This window comes from Acidovorax kalamii (assembly GCF_002245625.1).
GTDB lineage: Bacteria > Pseudomonadota > Gammaproteobacteria > Burkholderiales > Burkholderiaceae_C > Acidovorax > Acidovorax kalamii.
Genome location: NZ_NOIG01000014.1, coordinates 1 through 20705 on the forward strand (window position 1 = coordinate 1; position 20705 = coordinate 20705).

Below are 20705 nucleotides of genomic sequence, written 5' to 3' on the forward strand. Positions count from 1 at the left end.
CGCCGTGGCCCAGGCCGAAGCCGCCATGGCCGAGGCCCAGGGCGTGCGGGACGCAGCCCAGGCCGCACTGGCTGCCTGGGGCGTGCAGGCCGCGCCCACCCTGGCGCTGGCGGACGGGGCAGAGCCCGAGCCCCCCGTGCCCGATGCCACGGCAGCCGCTGCCCAGCACCCTGCGGCGGCCGACTGGCAGGACCAGGCCGAGGTGGCCCGCCGCGCCGCCGACCTGGCCGCCGTGCAAACCCGCGCCAACCCCGAGCTGACGGTGGCCGCCACGCGCGGCCGCGAGCAGGCGGGCGACCGCTACCAGCAGACCTTCACCGTGGGCCTGCGCATACCCCTGGGCGGGGGCGATCGCGCGCAGGCAAAGCAGGCCACAGCCCGCGCCGATGCCATCGATGCCGAGGCGCGTTCTGCCGTGGAGCAGAGGCGCCTGGCCGCCGACATCGCCGCCGCCATGGCCCGCGTAAAGGCCACGCAGGCCCAGCGCGACGCCTTGGCACGCCACGCGGCGCTGGCGCAGGGCACACGCGGCTTTATCGACAAGGCCTTCCGCCTGGGCGAAGCCGACGGCCCCACGCGCCTGCGTGTGGAGCTGGAGGCCGCCCAGGCCGAACGCCAGCTGGCCCGCGCCCGCATCGACGCGGCGGCCGCCATCTCCCACCTGCGCCAAGCCCTGGGCCTGCTGCCGCAATGACGCCCTTGAGGCCCTCACCACTTTTGCTGAACACCATGACACTCTCTTCCGCTTTCTCCACACTGGGCCTGGCCCTGCTGCTGGGCTTGCTACCGCCGACCGCGCTGGCCGGTGATGGCCACGACCATGGCGAAGCCCCCGCCGCCCCAGCGGGCACGGCCCTGCCGCGCTTTGCCGCCACCTCCGACCTGTTTGAACTGGTGGGCGTGCTCGACGGGCAAAAAATCGCGCTCTACCTGGACCACGCGGGCGACAACAGCCCCGTGAAGGACGCCCGGCTGGAGCTGGACATTGCAGGCACCAGCGTGCCCGTCACCCGCGTGGCCGAGGGCGAGTTCCAGGCCACCCTGGCCGCCCCGCTGGCCGAGGGTGTGAGCCCGGTCACCGCCACCGTGGCCGCAGGCAATGAGACGGACCTGCTGGCAGGCGAGATCGACCTGCACCCCGCAGCCCACACCGATGCCGCACCGGCCGGGCTGGCCCGCCGCACTGGGCTGATCGCAGGCGCCGTGGCTGCCGTGCTGCTGGCGCTGGTCGCCGTGTGGGGTTTGCGCCGGGGCCGTACTGCCCGCATGGGCAACACCCAGCGCGTGGGAGGTGCAGCATGAAGCGCTTCCACCCCATGCCCTCTTGGCTGGCCCTGCTGATGGCCGCCGCGCTCAACGCCCCCCTGCCAGCCCTGGCAGGCCCCGGCCACGACCATGGCGACGTGCAGCCCGCGCCCACCGGCAACGGCCCCAGCCGCCAGCCCGATGGCAGCGTGTTTTTGCCCAAACCCGCACAGCGCCAACTGGGCGTGCGCACTCTGGTGGCAGCCACCGGGCAACACGCCAAGGCCTTTGAACTGGCGGGCACTGTGGTGATGGACCCCAACGCGGGGGGCAAGGTGCAGGCCGTGCTGGCCGGGCGGCTGGAGGCCGGGCCCAAGGGCCTGCCGGGCGTGGGCCAGGCGGTGCGCAAGGGCGAGGTGCTGGCCTATGTGGTGCCCACGGCGGGCGCCATCGAGCGCTCCAACCAACTGGCCCAGCAGGCCGAACTGCGCGCCGCCCGCGACCTGGCCGCACGGCGCGTGGCGCGCCTCACGGAGCTGGCCGACACCGTGCCGCGCAAGGACATCGAGGCCGCCGAGAGCGAGCTGCACAGCCTCACCCAGCGCCTGGGCGCCGTGGGCGCGGGCCTGGCCACACGCGATGCGCTGGTGGCGCCCGTGTCGGGCGTCATCGCTTCGGCCAACGCCGTGGCCGGGCAGGTGGTGGATGCGCGCGAACTGGTGTTCGAGGTGGTAGACCCATCGCGCCTGCGCATCGAGGCCCTGGCTTACGACCCGGCACAGGCCCAGAGCGTGGCCGGTGCCACGCTGGCCGTGGGCGGGCAGCGCGTGCCGCTGCGCTTTGTGGGCGCGGCGCGCAGCCTGCGCGACCAGGCGCAGCCGCTGCAGTTTGCGGGCGACTCGTCTGCGCTGGGCACCTTGGCCCTGGGCCAGCCGGTGCGCGTGTTCGTGCAATCCACCGACAAGGTGGAGGGCGTGCAAGTGCCCGCTGTCGCGCTGTTGCGCAACCCGGCCAACCAGACCATCGTGTGGGTCAAGGAGTCGCCCGAGCGCTTTGCGCCACGGGTGGTCACGGCGGTGCCGCTCGATGGCACCTCGGTGGCCGTGACCTCGGGCCTGAAGCCCGGCGACCGCGTGGCCACGCAGGGCGCTACGCTCATCAACCAGGTCCGCTAAGGAGTCACGATGTTCAAGTGGCTTCTCGAAAACAGCCTGACCAACCGGCTGCTGGTGCTCATCGCCGCCGCCGTGCTCATGGCCTATGGCGCCTTCACGCTCTCGCGCACGCCGGTGGACGTGTTCCCTGACCTCAACAAACCCACCGTCACCCTCATGACCGAGGCCGGCGGCATGGCCGCCGAAGAGGTCGAGCAGCTCATCACCTTCCCGCTGGAGACCACCATGAACGGCCTGCCCGGTGTGGAAAGCGTGCGCTCCACCTCCAGCGCGGGCCTGTCGTTCATCTACGTCACCTTTGACTGGAGCACCGAGATCTACCGCGCGCGCCAGATGGTGTCGGAGCGCCTGTCGTCCATGGAAGAGGGCCTGCCCAGCGGCATCACTCCGCGCATGGGACCCATCAGCTCCATCATGGGCGAGATCATGCAGGTGGCCATCCCCATCGACGCGGGCAAGACCACGCCCATGGCCGTGCGCGAGTACGCCGACTGGGTGCTGCGCCCGCGCCTCATGGCCATCCCCGGCGTGGCGCAGGTCATCCCCATCGGTGGCGAGGTGCGCCAGTTCCAGGTGCTGCTCGACACGGCACGCATGGCAGCGCTGGGCATCACACACGAGCAGCTCACGGGCGCGCTCAAGGGCTTTGCGGCCAATACCTCGGGCGGGTTTCTGGAGCTGGGCGGGCGCGAATACCTCATCCGCCACCTGGGCCGCACCTCGCGGCTTGAAGACCTGCAGAACCTGGCCCTCACCGCCAAAAACGGCCAGAGCGTGCTGCTGCGCCAGGTGGCAGACGCGACTTTTGCCGCAGCCACCAAACGTGGCGACGCAGGCTTCGAAGGGCAGGGCGCCGTCATCCTGGGCATCCAGAAGCAACCCACGGCCGACACCATCGGCCTCACGCGCAGCATTGAGGCCGCGCTGGTGGACCTGAAGAACTCGCTGCCCGCAGGCATGGAGGCACCGCGCGTCACCTTCCGCCAGGCAAGCTTCATCGAGGCGTCGGTCACCACGCTGCAGGGCAAGCTCATGGGCGCCTCGGTGTTTGTGGCGGTGATCCTGTTCGTGTTCCTCGGCACGCTCCGGCCCACGGTGATTGCGCTCACGGCCATCCCGGTGTCCATCTTCATCACGGCGCTGGTGTTCAAGTACTTCGGCCTGTCGATCAACACCATGACGCTGGGCGGCCTGGCCATTGCCATCGGCGGGCTGGTTGACGATGCGGTGGTGGACGTGGAGAACGTGCTGCGCCGCCTGAAGATGGACCGCGCCAAACACCCCCACCACCGCCTGCACCCCATCGAGGTGGTCAAGCTCGCGTCCATGGAAGTGCGCTCGGGCATCCTGTATGCCACGGCCATCATCGTGCTGGTGTTTTTGCCGCTGTTTGCGCTGCCGGGCATCGAGGGGCGGCTGTTTGTGCCGCTGGGCATTGCGTTCATCGTGTCCACGCTGGCATCGCTCTTGGTGTCGGTCACCGTCACGCCGGTGCTGGCTTTTTACCTGCTGCCGCGCATGAAGAACCTGGACCACGGCGACACCCGCGTGGTGGCCTGGCTCAAGGCGCGCTACCGCAACGGGCTTGTGGCCGTGCTGGCGCGCCCGCGCACAGCCCTGGCCGTGAGCGCGGTGGCGGTGGCGCTGTCGGCAGCGGCGGTGCCGTTTTTCCCCACCACGTTCTTGCCGCCGTTCAACGAAGGCACGCTGCTCATCGGCATGCGGCTCAACCCCGGTGTCACGCTGGCCGAATCGAGCGCGCTGGCCCGCCAGGCCGAGGTGCTGGTGCGCCAGGTGCCCGAGGTCACGCACGTGGGCCGGCGCAGTGGCCGCGCCGAGCTCGATGAACATGCCGAAGGCGTGCACGTGAGCGAGCTGGACGTGGGCCTGCTGCCTGCGGCCGAGCTCAAGCGCAGCATGGCCGAGGTGCAGGCCGACATCCGCAGCCGCCTCGCGCACCTGCCTGCCGCCATCGCCATCGGCCAGCCCATCTCGCACCGCATCGACCACATGCTCTCGGGCGTGCGCTCGCAGATCGCCATCAAGCTCTTTGGCGACGACCTGGACACGCTGCGCGGCCAGGCCGAGGCCCTGCGCGCGCGGCTGGCGGGCATCCCCGGCCTGGCCGACCTGGAGGTGGAAAAGCAGGTGCTGGCGCCGCAGATCACCGTGCGCGTGGACTACGCCGCCGCCGCGCAAATGGGCGTGCCCGCACCCCAGGTGCTGGCCGCGCTGCAGACGCTGGTAGAGGGCGAGAAGGTGGCCCAGGTGGTGGAAGGCAGCCGCCGCTTTGCGCTGGTGGTGCGCCTGCCCGACAGCGCACGCTCCATCGACGGCCTGGCGCGCGTGCTGATCGACACGCCGCGTGGCCCCGTGCCCCTGTCGCGCCTGGCCACCATCGAAGAAGGCGACGGTCCCAACCAGATCAGCCGCGACGATGGCAAGCGCCGCATCGTGCTCTCGGCCAACGCGCAGGGCAGGGCGCTGTCCGACGTGGTGGCCGACATCCGCCAGGCCGTGGGTGACACGCGCCTGCCCGAGGGCTACTTCATCACCCTGGGCGGCCAGTTCCAGGCGCAGGAAGAAGCCAGCCGCCTGGTGGGCCTGCTGGCCATCGTCTCGCTGGTGCTGATGTTTGTGGTGCTGTACACCCGCTACCGCTCGGCCACGCTGTCGGCACTCATCATGGCCAACATCCCGCTGGCGCTGGTGGGCGCGGTGCTGGGGCTGTGGGTGTCGGGCCAGCCGCTGTCGGTGGCGGCGCTGATTGGCTTCATCACACTGGCGGGCATCTCGGTGCGCAACGGCATTTTGAAGGTGAGCCACTACCTCAACCTGATGCGCGTGGAAGGCGAGCGCTTTGACACCGCCATGATCGTGCGCGGCTCGCTGGAGCGCTTGAGCCCGGTGCTGATGACCGCCCTGGTCACCGCCTTTGCCCTGGCCCCGCTGCTGCTGGAGGCCGAGCGCCCTGGCACCGAAATCCTGCACCCGGTGGCGGTGGTCATCTTCAGCGGCCTCATCAGCTCCACGCTGCTCGACACCTTCCTCACCCCCGCGCTGTTCTGGCTGTTTGGCCGCAAGGATGCCGAACGCCTGCTGGACGACAAGAACGCCGAGGCGTTCTGAGCTTTTCTTGTTTTGTTTTCGTTCTCTTTATTTGTTCGTTTGCTTTTTCATTCACCCTTTGAAAGGACTCTCATGAAAACTACCCGTCAACTTTTCGCCGCCCTGGCCCTCGCAGCTGTGGCCACCACTGCCGCCCACGCCGCAGGCGACCACGGCGCGGGCCATGACCACAAGCCCCAGCACGGCGGCATCGTGGCCGAAGCCAACGACATGGACTATGAACTCGTCGCCAAGCCCGACACCATCACCTTGCACCTGCGCGACCACGGCAAACCCGCCAAGACCGAGGGCGTGAGTGCCAAGCTCACCCTGCTCAACGGCACCGAGAAATCCGAGGCTGTGCTTGTACCGGCAGGCGAGGGCAGGCTCGAAACCAAAGGCATCTTCAAGGTCGCAGCAGGCACCAAGGTGGTGGCGTTGGTGACGCTGCCGGGCAAGAAGGCGGCGAATGTGCGGTTTGCGGTGAAGTAAGCCGCTGCCAAAGAGGGCAAGCGTTGTGCTCGACGCGCCGCCGCGTTGGCTTTTGCTGGCGTGGCGGTGTGTTGTCTGTCTCAGTGGCAGTGCGCCATGAGCACCGGCGAGATGGGTGCGTGCGTGGTTTCAGTGTTGCGGTGTGCTGAAACTTGAAGAAAATTGGGCTCTACCGCCTGTCTGTAAAGCGCTTATAGCTATCAAATTGGTAGTAATTTGGTTGATGCCGGGCGCAAGGTGCTGAGCTTCCGTAAGCAAAGGAATCGGTAGATTTTTGAGGCAGCGTGTGGCTGTTTTAGGCTGGTTGCCGACGTTCAGCGGAGACAGTCGGACGACAGATCTGCGCCTAAACCAGACGCTCTCAAGGTCGAAATTGAAACCAGTCCTGAACTCTTACTACCCGCAAGCCCACCTGGTGCAGAACCTCTGCGGTTTCCTTGCGGACAGGGGTGAAGCCGATCCGACATTTTTCAGAGCTTTCGGAAGAACGAGAATGCTTTACTGATCCCACGTTCAGGAGGGGTAAGGCCTCAATGACTCAAGCAGCGCGTTACCGAACGGCAGTGACCCCAGATTAGTTTGTCCACCATCGATGGCGATGACGGTGCCGTGGATGTAGCGGGCAGCGCCGCTGCACAGGAACAGCGCCAAGTCTGCAATTTCATCCAGGTCTGCGGCTCGCGCCATGGGAATGCCCGCCAGCACGCGCGCCCAGCTCACGTCCCCTTCAGGCGCGAGGCGCCTCATGCCTTCTGTATCCGCCACCGGGCCGGGTGCGATGGCGTTACAGCGCACACCACGCTGCGCCCATTCGATGGACAGCGTGCGCACCAGCATGTCGATGCCTGCCTTGGCCGCACACACATGCGCTTGTGTGGCCATGGGCATCACCGACTGGACCGCCGAGACGGCCAGCAGATTGGATCGTCCTTCGCGCAGCAGCGCCAGCACGGCACGGAAGGTGTTCCAGGTGCCGACAAGATCGATGTCCACCACTGTCCGAAAACCATTGGAGGACATGTTGGCAGCCTCGGCAACGAAGTTGCCCGCTGCGCCCGCGATGCAAATGTCTACCGGGCCAAAGGCTGCGTGTGCCTGGCTGAAGGCGCTTGCCAGTGCGTCGAAATCGCGCACGTCCGCCGCAAAGCCCTGCGCTTGCCCACCCACTGCTCGGATGGCGGTGGCCGCGCCTTCAGCCCGTTCCAGGCTGCGTCCCACGATGGACACCGCTGCCCCTTGGGCTGCAAAACGTTCTGCGATGCGGCGGTTGATGCCGCTGCCGCCACCCGTGATCAGTGCGTGCTGCCCGTGCAGCAAGCCATCTTTGAAAACATCTGCCATCTTGAGCTTCTTTGGGTTGTGTGAAATCAGTGCGCCGAGTCTTTGTGGCGCAAGCAATAGGCCAGTGCAGCCGCCCCGATCAGCGTGCCCTGCAGCATCAGCTTGCCGGGCTCACCCAGGCCCAGGCTGGTGAGGAAGTTGAAGAGAAAAACCAGCATGAACGCCGCAACCGCCGGGCCCAGCATGCCGCCACGCCCGCTGCCGAAGTTGATGCCGCCCAGAATGGACGCCGCCAGTGCGTTGAGCGCCAGATCCGCGCCCAGCTTGACATTGCCCACGCCCACGAAGCCCAGCAGCATGAGGCCGCTGAGGGCCGACATGGCGCCCGAGGTGACATGCGCCACAAACACCACGCGCAGGTGCGGCAGTCCCGACAGGCCCGCAGCACGCGGGTTGGCGCCCACGGCATCAAGCACGCGACCAAAAGCACTGCGGCGCAGCCACAGGGCCAACGGCACCAGGGTCGCAATCCAGAGCAATGGCACCAGCGGCACCCCGGCCACGCGCGCGCGGCCCATGGAACGCAGGATTTCTGGCGCATCGCCAACGGCATGGAACTGGCTCAACGCAATCACGGTGCCCGACAGAATCATCGACACGGCCAGCGTCACGATAACCGCCGAAGCACGCACCCGCACGATCAAAAAGCCGTTGAATGCCCCGACCAGTGCACCAAACAGAATGCACAGCGGCAATGCGATGGGCCAGGGCAAGGGCATCACGCCGCTGGTCAACAGATACGACACCACCGCAATCACACCACCTGAGGACAAGTCGAGCGAGCGGCAGCGCATCACCAAAGACTGCCCGATGGTGGCGAAGCCCAGCGGCGCCGCCTGGCGCAAGATGAGCAGTAGCAAGAACGGAGAAAGAAGGTTGGGTCTCAGGGCCGCCGCGCTGACCAGCAGCACCACGGTACCCAGATAAGCGGGTGGCAACGCCAGGATGAATGTCATTGCCTGTTGCAGGCGGTACGCCAGCCCGGGGGAAGAGGATAGGGACATGGATGAAGACATGGGCGAACTCACATTCCAACGATGTGCCGGCGCTGCAGGCTCACGGCCGCAAGCAACAAGACACCGGTCAACACCCCGCGCATGAAGGGAGATACGCCGAACAGGTTGAGGCCATTGGTCATCAGCCCGAGGCTCAGCACCCCGGCCACCACACCTGCCACGCTGCCGACGCCGCCTGTCAGTTGCACGCCGCCCAGGGCCACGGCCGCAACGGATTCCAGCGCATAAGACGCCCCCAGAGCCGGGTCTCCGGCCGCCACACGCGCGGCCAGGAAAAGTCCCGCCCACGCTGCAGCAACCGAGCACCACACATAGGCTCCCACGACCACGGATTTCACGCGCACGCCATTGAGGTAAGCGCTGCGCGGGTGGCCACCCACCGCGAACAGGTGCGCACCAAAACGAGTTCGACGCAGCACAATGCTGGCTGCCAGCGCTGCTGCCGCACACCACAACAGTGGTGCCGGGATGCCTGCCGCCTCGCCCGTCGCAGCCGCCGTCATGGCGGGCGCGATGGAGCCTCCAGGAATCGGCAGCACCACGTAAGCCAGTCCTTGCAGAAAAGTTGCGGTGCTCAGTGTCATCACCAGCGGGTGCACGCCCGCGAAGGCCACGCCCATGCCGTTGACCGTTCCCACTGCAACCCCCAGGGCGGTCGCCATGGCGACGGCGGCCAGTGGATCGCTCTGGGTGGCGGCGAAGGCGGATGCCAGGCTCATCACCGAACCCACCGACAGGTCGATGCCTGCCACCAGCGTGACAAACAACTGCCCCACAGCCACTATGAGCAGTGCGCCGATCTGGCCACTGAAGTTCAGAAGGTTCTGGGGGGAGCGGAAGTCTGCCTGGGTGGCGGCAAGGAGCAACACCAGGACGACAGGTAGGCCAAGGGTGTAGTGCGTCAGGCCAGTGCGGGCCGGATTTAGAGTGGTCATGCGGTGGCCTCGTGGGGGGATTCGCTGCGCAGTGCGTGGCCCAGCAGCAGTTCTTCGGTGGCGCTGTGCGCGGGCACATCGGCCACAATGGCGCCACCACGCACAACCAGAATGCGGTCGCACAGGCCGATCAGCTCGGGCAGGTCGCCAGAGACGGCCAGGATCGTGCCGCCCTCGGCCGTAAAGCGGCGCAGCAGCTCATAGATTTCCGCTTTGGCGCCCACATCGACGCCGCGCGTGGGCTGCTCGACCAGCAGAATCTGCACATCGGCTGCCAGCCAGCGGCCAAGCATGGCCTTCTGCTGGTTGCCGCCCGAAAGCGAGCCCACGGGCTGCGCTGGGGGTGTGCGCAGTCCCATGCGGTCGGCCAACCGTCGCACCAGATCCGGAGCGCGCGGCGCCCGGCGCCACAGCGGGGTCTGGCGTAGGGGGCCGAGCCAGATGTTGTCTTCGATGGACAGGTCGAGGTACAGCCCCTCGCCTTTGCGGTCTTCGGGCAGCAGGGCCACACCGCAGCGCACAGCGGCAGCCACGCTGCCAGGCGCAACAGCGATATTGTGGCCACCGTCTGCCCATATACGCACGGTGCCGCCGCTGCGCTCCTGTGCTCCGGCTAGGCTGCGGATGATTTCGCGCTGGCCTTGGCCTTCAAGCCCGGCAATGCCCACGATCTCGCCCCGGCGCAGCATGAATGACACAGGGGGGCTGTGGGGTGTGGCTTTGAGGTGTTCCACCTGCAGTGCAGGCACATCGGGCACATGTGCCGGGCGCTCGGGAAACAGCGCCTCCAGTTCGCGCCCCACCATCAGCGCCACCAGGGCATCGGGTGTTAGGCTTTCGATGGGCTGCGTGGCCACATGTGCGCCGTCCTTGAGCACCGTCACGGTGTCGCAGAAGCGGAAGATCTCCTCCAACCGGTGACTGATGTAGAAGACCAGTTTGCCCTGGTCCTTCAAGGCGCGCAGCAGGGTTTCGAGTTGGTCTACCTCTGCGCGGTTCAGCGGCGCGGTGGGTTCATCGAAGATGAAAATGTCGGCCTCGGAATGCAGGCCTTTGGCGATCTCCAACAATTGTTGTTCACCCACGCTGAGCGTGCCACACAGCCGGTCGGGGCCCAGCGCGATGCCGGTGCGCTGGAGTACCTGTACGGCCTCATGCCGAAGCGCGCGCAGGTTCAGCAAGCCGCCGCGCGTCAGTTCGCGCCCCAGGCACAGGTTCTCGGCTACCGTGAGGTTGGGCAGGATGGTCAGCTCCTGGAACACGGTGGACACCCCCGCGCGGCGCGCCTTGGCGGGCGTACCCAGCGCCGCGCGGCGGCCCTGGAGCAAAATCTCGCCGCTGTCGGGCTGGTGCACCCCGGCCAGCAGTTTCATCAGCGTGGATTTTCCCGCGCCGTTCTCGCCGGTCACGGCGTGGATCGAGCTGGGCCAGCCCTTCAGGCTGACCGCCTTGAGCGCGGCGTTCTGGCCGAACGACTTGCTCACGCTGCGCAGCTCCACCAGGGGCTGGCGCTCCTTGATCGTCATGGTGCGCGCTTCCTGTTACTTGCTGCGGTAGGTTTCCACGATCTTGGCTTCGGGCAGCACCGTGGGCATCCAGTAGGAGTCGTTCAGCTCAGGGCGGAAGAATTTGTCGAGCTGGTCCCGCGCAATCGGGGTCGGCATCGAAAAGTACGAGCGGTACAGCGGCTTGCCCTCTAGCAGCGCGCTCGATGCGCGCACCACGGCAGTGCCCAGGCCCGGCGTCACGATCGGTGCCACAGTCTTCACACCCGCTTGCTTCCACACGCGCAGAAAGCCGTTGTTGGCCTCGCCCGTCATGGGCACCAGGGGCTTGCCCGCCTCCTTGAACACGTCGATGCAGGCGCGTGTCATCTCGGCGCCCGAGAACCAGATGCCATCGACCGGCTGGCCGGACAGCACCAGGTTTTCGCAAATCTGTTTGGCCTTGGCGTAGTTCCAGTCGCCAAACACCTCGTTGGTGATCTTGAGGTTGCTGCCCTCGATGGCTTTCTTCAACCCGTCGTAGCGCTGCTGCTCTTCATCGACCCCCGCAATGCCGCGGAACACCCAGAGGTTGCCCTTGCCGCCCAGCTCCTTGCGCAAAAACTCACCGCCCTGCTGACCAAAAATGCGGCCACCGGCCCAGATTTCGGTGGTGGATGGCACGGCGCGGCCATATGAGCCCAGCGTGACCACCGGGATGCCCGCCTTGGCGGCCTTCTCGATCAGCGGCGCACCGATGGCCTGCGAGATGGGGCCGATGATGAGCAGGTCCACCTTCTTGGTCAGCAGGTCTTCCACGTCGGCTACCTGCTTGGCGGGCTGCCAGTTGGCCTCGGTGAAGATGAATTCGCCGATGTTCTTGTCCTGCGCGGCGGCGTGGCGCATCTCGGCGATGAGCTGCACGATCCAGCTGTTGCCCATGCCGGCCCACGAGACACCAATGCGCCAAGGCCCGGCCTTCTTGTACTGGCCGGGCTTGGTCTGCTCGGCCGTCGTGGCCGTGAGCAGGCCGGGCGGCAGCAGCTCGACATCGGCCGCATGCGCGGCCTGTGCGGCGGCCAGGCCGGCCAGTGCCAGGGCGGCCAGGGCTTTCTTCCAGTGGAATGGTGTGGGTGCAAGCATGGTGTGTCTCCTGTTGTGGGTATGAAAGAACGGCGTGAAAAGGCGTAAGAAAGGCGTGCAGGGGCCTGCGCGCGGCCCCAGGGGCCACTCGTCAGGTCGGGATGAAAAGAGGGGGCAGGCGCCGGTCAGGGCGCGTAGTTGAGCGCGGCCTCAACCGACCGCGCGGCGTATCCAGGCGATGAGGTTGGCAATCACCTCTTCGCGGTTGGTCTCGTTGAGTACCTCATGGCGCGCGCCGCCGTACACGTGGGTGGACACATCGCGGAAGCCCGCGCCGCGCAGGCGGTTCACCAGCGGGTCGAACCAAACCAGACAGGCGTTCACCGGATCGCGGTCGCCGGTGAAGAGGTACAGCGGAAGGTCCTTGCGCACAGCGGCGTACAAGGCCGTTTCTGCCGTGCGGTTTCCCACGTCGAAGATAGAGAACAGCGACTCCAGCGTCAGCGGCGTGCCACACAGCGGGTCGGCAATGAAAGCTGCTGGCACATTGGGGTCACGGCTGAGCCAGTCGGCGGGCGTGACCGGTGTGCCCACACTGGCGTTGGCCGTCTCGGGCGTCCAGCCGGAGGTGCGCACATCCAGCATTTCCAGCGCGGCGGTGCCCGACAACGCGACCGCATCGACCAGCGCCGAGTGCTCGATCAGATAGACCTGTGCCGCCATCGAACCCATGCTGTGCGCCACCATGACGACAGGCAGTCCGGGATGGCGCTCACGCAGCGCGCGGGTCACTGCAGCCATGTCGTCTACAAGGGCCGCAAAACCGCGCGGGCCAAAGTCGCCTGCTGTGCCCGCATCAAATGCCGACTGGCCATGCCCCCGGTGCTCGCTGCCGTACACCAAGTAGCCTTGCGCGGCCAGCGCCAGGGCCACATGGCGGTAGCGGCGGATGTGCTCGGACATGCCGTGCACCAGCTGCACCACGGCGCGGGGCGTGGCGGTGGCTGCGGGAGTGGCCCAGGCATAGGCCTCGATCGCATGGCCATCGGCCGCAGGCACGCTGAAGCGCGTTTCGTTGGTGTTCGTTGTGCTCATATGTCTCCTTCGGTTTTTTTCGTTGTCTGGCCGGCGCATCGTAGATCGCGCCATTGCGCACCGTCAGCCAGAAAATTCCCCGGGCGTTGAGGGAATTTTCTGCCTGCTGTTTTTCGCGCAATGGCTGCTCTGGCATGTGGAATGCGAGAGAAACTCGGCCTTGGCGCTTTTCTGCATTCGATTTATTGCTATTGGTTTTTCCGCAGGGCATCCGATGCCCCCATGGTGTCAGCGCAGCAGCTGCCCCTCGCTGCCCAGCACGGTGAAATCCACATAGCGCCCGCCCTGGCGCTCGCCCCGGCCATAGCGCACCACGAAACCGCCCAGATCCAGAGTGCCCAGTTGCTCCAGTGCAGTGGCCACGCGGCCTGGCGTCCAGGTCGTGCCACCTGCGCGCCGCAGGGCCTCCACCAGCACCTTGGTGGCGATGAACGCCTCGAAGCCCGCGTAGCTGGGGGCGGCGTCCATGGGCCCGTAGGTGGCCAGCAGCGCCCGGTATTCGCGCACCAGCGGCCGGGCACCTCCGTAGGGATAAGGCACAACCTGCGTGAAGCCCATCCCCCGCGCCACCGTGGAGCCGACTTGGGCCAGCACTTCCTGGTGGTCGGCCCGCGCAAAGCTCAGCAGTTGTGCCGTCTCGCCCGTGCCTCGGTACGCTTTGGCGAATGCGGCGACGTGGCGTGTGGGAGCCATGAGCACGATGGCCTCGGGCCGCAACGCCCGCAGGGCAGTCACAGCGGCGTCGGGTCCTTCCAGGCCGAGTGTGGCGGCTCCTGCCAGGGTGAGTCCCTTGCGGGTGAGCGCCGCGCGCAAGGCGTCAACGGCACCGAGGCCGTCTTCGTCTGCCGCGTGCACCATGGCGATGCGGCGTGCCCCCAGCGTGGCAAGGTGCCCGGCCAGGTGTTCGGCCTCGCCCGTCTGGCCAGCGCGCACAGGGAACACCTGGGGGTGCACCGGCTCGCGCAGCCACCCGACCCCCGTGGCGGGCCCCAGCAGTGGCACACCCGACGCCGCCAGCAGCTTTTGCGCCAGCACGGGGCGCACGCCTTGCGCCTGCGGGTAGCCCATCAGCACGGACACCTGCTCCTGCTGCACCAACTGGCGCGTGTTGCGCACCACGCTGGCTGGGTCGAAGGCGTCGTCCAGCACCACATGGCGGATGGCCGTGCCCTGGATGCCACCCGTGGCGTTGACATGGGCGAACCACAGGTCTGCGCCCAGCCGCAGTTGTCGCCCCAGCGCCGCCTGCTCACCCGACAGGGGCAGCGATTGCCCCACCACCAGCTCCGCAACGGGCGCAGCGCCCGCTGACAGGGCCCCGCACAGCCCTCCGATAGCGACCAGCCTGCGCCAGAAAAAATGCTGCACCAGTGTCTCCTTGAGTTGTGGTGCGCGATGCTGGGTGCAGGGGCGGCGGCCGTCTGCGGGAATTGTCTGCCCGGCGCGCCAGACTTTTCCGCCACGGGCGGCCCCGCGGCATGGACTTATCTGCCTTGCCGTACAGAAATTTCTGGCATCCAGGCCGCAGCCCTTTGCCTACGCTCGGTGCACTCATACAAGAACGCCAGGAGACCAACGTGCAGACCCCCGAAGACCGCGTGATCGAGCGCACCCCGTCCGCTTACAGCTACCCGCTGCTCGTCAAGCAGCTGCTGCACACCCCGCTGGCCAATGCCCCGGACCAGGAGATCGTGTACCGCGACCTGTTTCGCACCACCTACCGGGGTTTTGTGGGCCGCATCGCGCAGCAGGCCCACATGCTGCAGTCGCTGGGTGTGGGGGCGGGCGATGTGGTGGCGGTGATGGACTGGGACAGCCACCGCTATCTGGAGAGCTACTTTGCCGTGCCCATGATGGGCGCCGCGCTGATGATGGTGAACATCCGGCTGTCGAACGAGCAGATCGCCTATGCGCTGGACCACAGCGGCGCCACCACGCTGCTGGTGCATGCCGACTTCCTGCCGGTGCTTGAAGTCATCCACGCGCGCCTGCCGCAACTCCAGCGCATCGTGCTGCTTCAGGATACGCAACCCGCACAAACGCCGCTGCCGACGGTGGGCGAATACGAGGCGCTGATGGCCGTGCAGCCCACGGCTTTCGAGTTCCGTGACTTCGACGAAAACACGCTGGCCACCACCTTCTACACCACAGGCACCACGGGCCTGCCCAAGGCCGTTTACTTCAGCCACCGCCAGATCGTTCTGCACACGCTGGCAGCGGCATCAGGCCTGGCGGCCAGCCCGCAGCATCAGCGTTTTCACCGGGGCGACGTGTACCTGCCGCTCACGCCGATGTTCCATGTGCACGCCTGGGGCCTACCGTTCGTGGCCACGCTGATGGGGGTCAAGCAGGTCTATCCGGGCCGCTTCCGGCCCGAGCACATCGTGGACCTGGTAGCGCGCGAGGGCGTGACGTTTTCGCACGGCGTGCCCACCGTGCTGCAGATGGTGCTGGCCGCCGCCAAGGGGCGCCGGTTCGAGGGCTGGAAGATTGTCTCGGGCGGCTCGGTGATGCCACCCCACCTGTGCCAGGAAGCGCTGGCGCAGGGCATAGACATCTTCACGGGCTACGGCATGTCGGAGACCTGCCCACTGCTCACGCTGGCGCAGCGCCCTGCGCAGCCGGGCCTGGACGTGCCCGACGACTTCCGCCTGACCGCCGGCTGGAGCGTGCCGCTGGTGGACCTGCGGGTGGTGGACGAATCCCTGCACGCGCTGCCCCGCGACGGCAAGGCCGTGGGTGAAGTGGTGGTGCGTGCGCCCTGGCTCACGCAGGGCTACCGGGGCAATGCCGAGGCCTCCGAGGCCCTGTGGCAGGGCGGCTACCTGCACACCCAGGACATGGGTCGCATCGATGCCACCGGCTGCCTGCGGCTGGTGGACCGCATCAAGGACGTGATCAAGACCGGGGGCGAGTGGGTGTCTTCGCTCGACCTGGAGCAGCTCCTGGCCGCCCACCCGGGCGTGGCCGAGGCCGCCGTGGTGGCCGCGCCCTGCGAGCGCTGGGGCGAGCGGCCCATCGCCGTGGTGGTGCGGCGCCCGGGCAATGCGTCTGCCACCGAGCAGGCCTTGCGCACCCTGGTGCTGGAGCAGGCCGAGCGGGGCCTGATTCCCCGCTATGCAGTGCCCGACCGCATCCATTTTGTCGAGGCCATCGACAAGACCAGTGTGGGCAAGTTCGACAAGAAAGTCCTGCGCCAGAAGTTTGCACAGGCATCAGCACCCGAACACCAGACGGCCCTGGCCTGAGGCCGTATCCCCGCGCTGGAGTTCCTGCGCCAGCGGTCCCGGAGGCCCCACGACCCGTGGGGCGCAGCAGGCTGTCCCTCATTTTTACTGAACCACAACAGATCCCTTTAAGGGAAGGAGACCTCACGCCATGATTGCCCGCATCACACTGCCCGCCGCAGCCTTATTGCTTGCCAGCACATCGGCTCTCGCGCAGTCCAACATCACCCTGTCGGGGCGCATCGACCTGAACGTGGGAAAAGACATTGGGGCCGGACAGACGCGCATGGGTACTGGCTCCATGAGCCACCTCACGTTTGCTGGCACTGAAGACCTGGGTGGCGGCATGCTGGCCAGCTTCAAGCTGGCGACCCGGATCAACGCTGACAGTGGTACGACCAACGCACCTGGCGCGGTGCTCAACTCCCCTGCTGGCACCTACTGGACGCAGGAGTCGTCTGTGGCTCTGCGCGGAGGCTGGGGTTCGCTCACGCTGGGGCGGCAGATGACGGCGGCGCTGCTGCCGCAGCTCCTGGTGGACCCTTGGTTCTGGGACAACACCACCAACGGCTTTGCAGCAGGTACAGGCTATATCGGCAACCTTTGGTACAACGATGCAGCCACCTATGCTTACGACACCGGTGCCTTCTCGTTCACGGCGCAGGTGGCCGCCAAGGACGCCAATCCCGGCTGGTCGGGCACGCCACACAAGACGCCGTACTCGTTTGCACTGGGTTATGCACCGGGCCCCTGGCAACTGCGCTTCGGCTACGAGAAGCCCGCAGACGGGCGTTCCAAGCTCGCCACGCTGTTTGGTGGTTATGACTTTGGTGCGTTCACGCTCAATGCCATGGTTGCGGGTGGTACGGACCACACCGATGCCAGCGTGCGCACGTGGGCCCTGTCGTCGGTGGTTCCTGTGGGCACGGGCCAGTTCCGAACCAGCTTCGGGAACTACAAGCGCGCCGATGTGGTTGCCTCGCAGAAGTTGGCGCTGGGCTATCACCACTTCCTGTCCAAGCGCACCAGCGTATACACGACCTTCGCGCACGACAGCAAGGCACCCACGCGCAAGAATGGCTACGAAGTAGGCCTGCAGCACGTGTTCTGAGTGCCAGAACGCTGCCAAGACATGGTTCCCAGAAAAGGATCGGAACATTCCATGGGGTTGCTCACAGTCTGGAACGATCGCGCTGGTGTGGTGGCGCATGCGCTTGCGGCTTTCTCCGTGGTGGGGGGAGTTGCTGCGTTGGCGATGGCGCCGCCAAGCCAGATGCAGCTGGGGGCCATGGCCTGCCTTGTGCTTGCTGGCTGTTGCTACGCTGGGCTGGCCGTTCAGTCAGCCCGGCACGCGCGCCGCCTGGTGCAGGCGCACAGGCAGGTGCAACAGTTGGTGGCGGGCGCGCTGGAGGCACCGCCGCAAGATCCGCGCGGTGCGGACCGTACCGAACCGCTGCTTCAGGACCTGGCCGCGCTTCAGCAACGCATGGCTGCCGTGGTGCGCGATGTGCATGCAGGCACATTGGCCATCGCGACATCTTCGGGCCACGTGGGCAGCGACCACACGCGCTTTGCCGCCATGATGAGCACGTTGGCGTCGTCGATAGACGATGTCAACGGCTCTATGGAGCAGTTGGCGCCAGCCCTACAGGCCAATGCCGACGATGCCCAACGGGGGCATCACATCGCCAACGGCGTGCTGGAGCAAGCGAAGCAAGGCGCACAGGTGATCCAGCGGCTGGTGGAAACCATGGGCAGCATTACAGGCAGCTCGCGCAAGATTGGCGAGATCATCAGCCTGATCGACAACATCGCGTTTCAGACCAACATCCTTGCGCTCAACGCTGCGGTAGAGGCTGCACGGGCGGGGGATGCGGGGCGGGGGTTTGCCGTAGTGGCCAACGAAGTGCGCAACCTCGCAACGCGCTCCGCCGCTGCCTCTCGCGAGGTGCGCACCCTCATCGAAGGGTCGGCCCGCAGTGTTGATGCCGGTGCTGAGATGGCCGGACAGACAGGCCGGACCATGGCGGGACTGCTGGACGGCGTGCAGCAGGTGGCGAGCATCATCGAGGCCATGGCCACGGCGGTGCGGCAGCAAACGGCAGGCATGCATGCCATCGGCGCGTCCATCGCGGATCTGGATGTGCTCACCCGCCAGAACGCGTCGCTCAGTCGCAATGCCGCCGAGCCGGTGGCGGCGCTGCACCAGCAGGCGTTGCAACTGGTCCAGTCGGTGGCGTCATTCGACTTGGGAACCCAGGCCCATGCCAGCGCTGATGATGCGAAGGCCCTCGTGCAGCGGGCCGTTGGCGTACTGCGCAGCCGGGGCGGCGCAGCGTTGATTGCCCAGGTCAACACCCCCCACAACACCGAGCTGATCGACCGGGACCTTTACCTGGTGTTGTATTCCACTGACGTTCATTGTGTTGCCCATGGAACCAACACCCGGCTGGTCGGGGTGGATGGACGCAACTTCAAGGACCTGGATGGCAAACATTTCGTGGCCGAGATTGTTGCCAGCGCGTTGCGCCAGGGCAGTGGCCACGTGAGCTACCGCTGGCTGCACCCGCTCACGCAGGAGGCCATGACCAAGTCTGCCTACTTCGAGCGCCATGGCGACCTGGTCGTGACCTGCGGGTCTTATGTCACGCCTGTGCTCACCGCTTGACGCGAGGGGATCCGCCCCCTACCGTTGCCCCGTATTGATTCCGCCACGACCTACCCATGCAGCCCCAGCCTCCCCCTCCGACTGCGGATGACTACCTGGACCTTTCCTTCAAGGCCATCGTCGAGCAGTCGATCACGGGCATCTATGTCATCCAGGATGAAATCTTCGTGTACTCGAACGAGACCTGGGCCCAGTTCTTCGGACGCAGCCGTTCCGAGATCGTCGGCATGTCGCTGCGTGACCTCGTCCCGCCATCGTCCATCGACTACACACTGAAGATGTACCACCAGCGGATCGCAGGCGAGATCGACAGCGTGCGCTACATCACCCCTGCTATTCACAAGCAGGGGCGCATCGTGCTGCTGGAGGTGCACGGTTCGCGCATGGCCTACCGGGGCAGACCTGCAGTGATGGGCGTGGGCATTGACGTCACCGAGCAGACGCTGCGCGAAGAAGAGCTGCGCCAAGCGCGCAACGATCTGCAGCAGCTGGCTGCGCACATCAACCAGGAGCGCGAGCGCCAGCGGGCACTGTTCGCACGTGAGCTGCACGACGTGTTGGGCGGGCTGCTGGCCTCTATCAAGATGAACGCCCAGCGCGTGCAGCGCCGGGTCAACGATCCTGCGCTCACGGAGATCGCGGCGGACCTCATGCACATGACGCGCCAAGCCATCCAGTCGGTGCGGGAGATGTCCGAGGAGTTGCGGCCCAGCGGGCTTGACCACCTGGGGCTGGCTTCGGCCATGCAGCGCGAGCTGCGCCAGTTTGCGGCGCGGCACGCACTGCAATGTCAGTGGGATACCTCGGGCACGCTAGAGGGGCTGGAGATCGACCGCGCGACCAGTGTGTTCCGTATCTTCCAGGAGGCGCTGATCAACATTGCCAAACACGCTCATGCCGGCAAGGTGTGGGTGTCCTTGCGGCAGGAGGAGCCTAATCAGCTGTCGCTGGAGATCCGGGATGATGGCGTGGGCCTGGCTCCAGGCCCCCACCGCAGCGATGCACGAGGCCTGCTTGGCATGAAAGAACGGGCGCGTGAGCTGGGTGGCACCTTGGACCTTGAGTGTGCGCCCGGGGCGGGCATGAGCCTTCACCTTTCAATACCTGTCACACCATGATCAGAGTTCTCGTTGTTGATGACCACACCATCTTCCGTTCGGGGCTGCGCAAGCTGCTTTCGGACGAGGCGGACATGCGCGTGGAGGATGAAGCGCGCGATGTGGGCGAAATGCTGACCAAACTGCGGGGAGCTCCTTTTGAAGTCGTGTTGCTGGATGTGAGCATGACAGGGCGCAGCGGATTGGAAGCCATGCCGTCGCTTCGCGCAGAGTTTCCGAAGATGCCGGTGCTACTGCTGTCCATGTACCCGGCCGAGCAGTACGCCGTGGTAGCGCTGCGCGCGGGCGCCAGTGGATATCTCACCAAGGATGCCGAGGCCGAGGAGTTGATCCACGCCATCCGCGAGGTGGCCGCTGGTAGGCGTTACCTCAGCAGCATCGCGGCTCAGCGGCTGCTGCTGCAGACCGCCAGTGCAGACGACGATCAACCGCCGCACCACAAGCTGTCCGCTCGCGAGCACCAGGTCATGCTCATGATTGCCCAAGGCATCTCCTTGACTGACATCGGAAAAAAGATGTTCATCAGCGTGAAGACGGTGAGTTCCAGCCGAACGCGCATTCTTCGCAAGCTCGGCGTGGAAAGTAACGCCGAACTTGTGATGTATGCGATCCGGCACAAGATCGTGCATGGATAGTCCAGACGTCTCTTGGTACGAATGGCTTGTTCAATACTTTTGAGATCGAGAAGTCGCGCGCTACGATACTAGCGGTCAAGCAG

The 20705-nt window shown here is 66.3% G+C and carries 17 protein-coding genes; 10 read left to right on the forward strand and 7 right to left on the reverse strand.

Annotated features, from left to right (window positions below; translation table 11 throughout):
* From CBY09_RS22020 to CBY09_RS22040, 5 genes are all read left to right on the forward strand, one after another.
* Positions 1-694 (forward strand): TolC family protein (locus CBY09_RS22020; protein ID WP_165773969.1); only part of this gene is annotated, 694 nt, incomplete at its 5' end.
* A 35-nt stretch (positions 695-729) separates the two neighbouring features.
* On the forward strand, positions 730-1302 hold the full coding sequence (locus CBY09_RS22025) for a hypothetical protein (protein ID WP_094291797.1): 573 nt from the start codon (positions 730-732) through the stop codon (positions 1300-1302).
* Positions 1299-2420 (forward strand): efflux RND transporter periplasmic adaptor subunit, encoded by a 1122-nt coding sequence (locus CBY09_RS22030; protein ID WP_094291722.1) that lies wholly within the window; start codon positions 1299-1301, stop codon positions 2418-2420. Before CBY09_RS22025 ends, CBY09_RS22030 begins: the two co-directional genes overlap by 4 nt.
* Before the next feature lie 9 nt (positions 2421-2429).
* On the forward strand, positions 2430-5549 hold the full coding sequence (locus CBY09_RS22035; protein ID WP_094291723.1) for an efflux RND transporter permease subunit: 3120 nt from the start codon (positions 2430-2432) through the stop codon (positions 5547-5549).
* A gap of 72 nt (positions 5550-5621) precedes the next feature.
* Positions 5622-6020, forward strand: coding sequence for a hypothetical protein (locus CBY09_RS22040; RefSeq protein ID WP_094291724.1), 399 nt, complete (start codon positions 5622-5624; stop codon positions 6018-6020).
* A 513-nt stretch (positions 6021-6533) separates the two neighbouring features.
* Here CBY09_RS22040 and CBY09_RS22045 read toward each other — a convergent pair.
* The 7 genes from CBY09_RS22045 to CBY09_RS22075 all read right to left on the reverse strand — a co-directional run bounded on the left by CBY09_RS22045 (position 6534) and on the right by CBY09_RS22075 (position 14342).
* Positions 6534-7361, reverse strand: coding sequence for an SDR family oxidoreductase (locus CBY09_RS22045; RefSeq protein ID WP_094291725.1), 828 nt, complete (start codon positions 7359-7361; stop codon positions 6534-6536).
* A gap of 26 nt (positions 7362-7387) precedes the next feature.
* The gene (locus tag CBY09_RS22050) at positions 7388-8317 is read right to left on the reverse strand and encodes an ABC transporter permease (RefSeq protein ID WP_205734197.1); all 930 of its coding nucleotides are present in this window, start codon (positions 8315-8317) and stop codon (positions 7388-7390) included.
* A 68-nt stretch (positions 8318-8385) separates the two neighbouring features.
* Positions 8386-9312, reverse strand: coding sequence for an ABC transporter permease (locus tag CBY09_RS22055; protein ID WP_094291727.1), 927 nt, complete (start codon positions 9310-9312; stop codon positions 8386-8388).
* Entirely contained in the window at positions 9309-10838 is a 1530-nt protein-coding gene (locus tag CBY09_RS22060) for a sugar ABC transporter ATP-binding protein (protein WP_094291728.1), read from the reverse strand. The genes CBY09_RS22055 and CBY09_RS22060 overlap by 4 nt, the downstream gene beginning before the upstream one ends.
* A gap of 15 nt (positions 10839-10853) precedes the next feature.
* Positions 10854-11939 (reverse strand): ABC transporter substrate-binding protein, encoded by a 1086-nt coding sequence (locus tag CBY09_RS22065; protein WP_094291729.1) that lies wholly within the window; start codon positions 11937-11939, stop codon positions 10854-10856.
* 150 nt (positions 11940-12089) lie between these two features.
* Entirely contained in the window at positions 12090-12974 is an 885-nt protein-coding gene (locus CBY09_RS22070) for an alpha/beta fold hydrolase (RefSeq protein WP_094291730.1), read from the reverse strand.
* 228 nt (positions 12975-13202) lie between these two features.
* Positions 13203-14342 (reverse strand): ABC transporter substrate-binding protein, encoded by a 1140-nt coding sequence (locus CBY09_RS22075; RefSeq protein ID WP_165773971.1) that lies wholly within the window; start codon positions 14340-14342, stop codon positions 13203-13205.
* Between the two features lie 209 nt (positions 14343-14551).
* On the opposite strand from CBY09_RS22075, the gene CBY09_RS22080 reads away from it, so the two are divergent.
* The 5 genes from CBY09_RS22080 to CBY09_RS22100 all read left to right on the forward strand — a co-directional run bounded on the left by CBY09_RS22080 (position 14552) and on the right by CBY09_RS22100 (position 20622).
* Positions 14552-16222 carry a long-chain-fatty-acid--CoA ligase gene (locus CBY09_RS22080; RefSeq protein ID WP_240515816.1) on the forward strand — a complete coding sequence of 557 codons (1671 nt, stop codon included), beginning with the start codon at positions 14552-14554 and terminating at the stop codon, positions 16220-16222.
* Between the two features lie 130 nt (positions 16223-16352).
* Positions 16353-17312: a porin gene (locus CBY09_RS22085; RefSeq protein ID WP_094291733.1), complete on the forward strand. Its 960-nt coding sequence runs from the start codon at positions 16353-16355 to the stop codon at positions 17310-17312.
* A gap of 51 nt (positions 17313-17363) precedes the next feature.
* Positions 17364-18869, forward strand: coding sequence for a methyl-accepting chemotaxis protein (locus tag CBY09_RS22090; protein ID WP_165773972.1), 1506 nt, complete (start codon positions 17364-17366; stop codon positions 18867-18869).
* A gap of 56 nt (positions 18870-18925) precedes the next feature.
* The gene (locus CBY09_RS22095) at positions 18926-19987 is read left to right on the forward strand and encodes a PAS domain-containing sensor histidine kinase (RefSeq protein ID WP_094291735.1); all 1062 of its coding nucleotides are present in this window, start codon (positions 18926-18928) and stop codon (positions 19985-19987) included.
* Positions 19984-20622: a response regulator gene (locus CBY09_RS22100; protein WP_094291736.1), complete on the forward strand. Its 639-nt coding sequence runs from the start codon at positions 19984-19986 to the stop codon at positions 20620-20622. The genes CBY09_RS22095 and CBY09_RS22100 overlap by 4 nt, the downstream gene beginning before the upstream one ends.
* Positions 20623-20705 lie beyond the last annotated feature (83 nt).

Bases quoted from the DNA above. Each gene is read 5' to 3' on its own strand.
- CBY09_RS22050 (WP_205734197.1), bottom strand. From the start codon at position 8,317: ATGACATTCATCCTGGCGTTGCCACCCGCTTATCTGGGTACCGTGGTG.
- CBY09_RS22045 (WP_094291725.1), bottom strand. From the start codon at position 7,361: ATGGCAGATGTTTTCAAAGATGGCTTGCTGCACGGGCAGCACGCACTG.
- CBY09_RS22070 (WP_094291730.1), bottom strand. From the start codon at position 12,974: ATGAGCACAACGAACACCAACGAAACGCGCTTCAGCGTGCCTGCGGCC.
- CBY09_RS22030 (WP_094291722.1), top strand. From the start codon at position 1,299: ATGAAGCGCTTCCACCCCATGCCCTCTTGGCTGGCCCTGCTGATGGCC.
- CBY09_RS22085 (WP_094291733.1), top strand. From the start codon at position 16,353: ATGATTGCCCGCATCACACTGCCCGCCGCAGCCTTATTGCTTGCCAGC.
- CBY09_RS22065 (WP_094291729.1), bottom strand. From the start codon at position 11,939: ATGCTTGCACCCACACCATTCCACTGGAAGAAAGCCCTGGCCGCCCTG.
- CBY09_RS22035 (WP_094291723.1), top strand. From the start codon at position 2,430: ATGTTCAAGTGGCTTCTCGAAAACAGCCTGACCAACCGGCTGCTGGTG.
- CBY09_RS22025 (WP_094291797.1), top strand. From the start codon at position 730: ATGACACTCTCTTCCGCTTTCTCCACACTGGGCCTGGCCCTGCTGCTG.
- CBY09_RS22090 (WP_165773972.1), top strand. From the start codon at position 17,364: ATGGGGTTGCTCACAGTCTGGAACGATCGCGCTGGTGTGGTGGCGCAT.
- CBY09_RS22095 (WP_094291735.1), top strand. From the start codon at position 18,926: ATGCAGCCCCAGCCTCCCCCTCCGACTGCGGATGACTACCTGGACCTT.
- CBY09_RS22055 (WP_094291727.1), bottom strand. From the start codon at position 9,312: ATGACCACTCTAAATCCGGCCCGCACTGGCCTGACGCACTACACCCTT.
- CBY09_RS22060 (WP_094291728.1), bottom strand. From the start codon at position 10,838: ATGACGATCAAGGAGCGCCAGCCCCTGGTGGAGCTGCGCAGCGTGAGC.
- CBY09_RS22100 (WP_094291736.1), top strand. From the start codon at position 19,984: ATGATCAGAGTTCTCGTTGTTGATGACCACACCATCTTCCGTTCGGGG.
- CBY09_RS22040 (WP_094291724.1), top strand. From the start codon at position 5,622: ATGAAAACTACCCGTCAACTTTTCGCCGCCCTGGCCCTCGCAGCTGTG.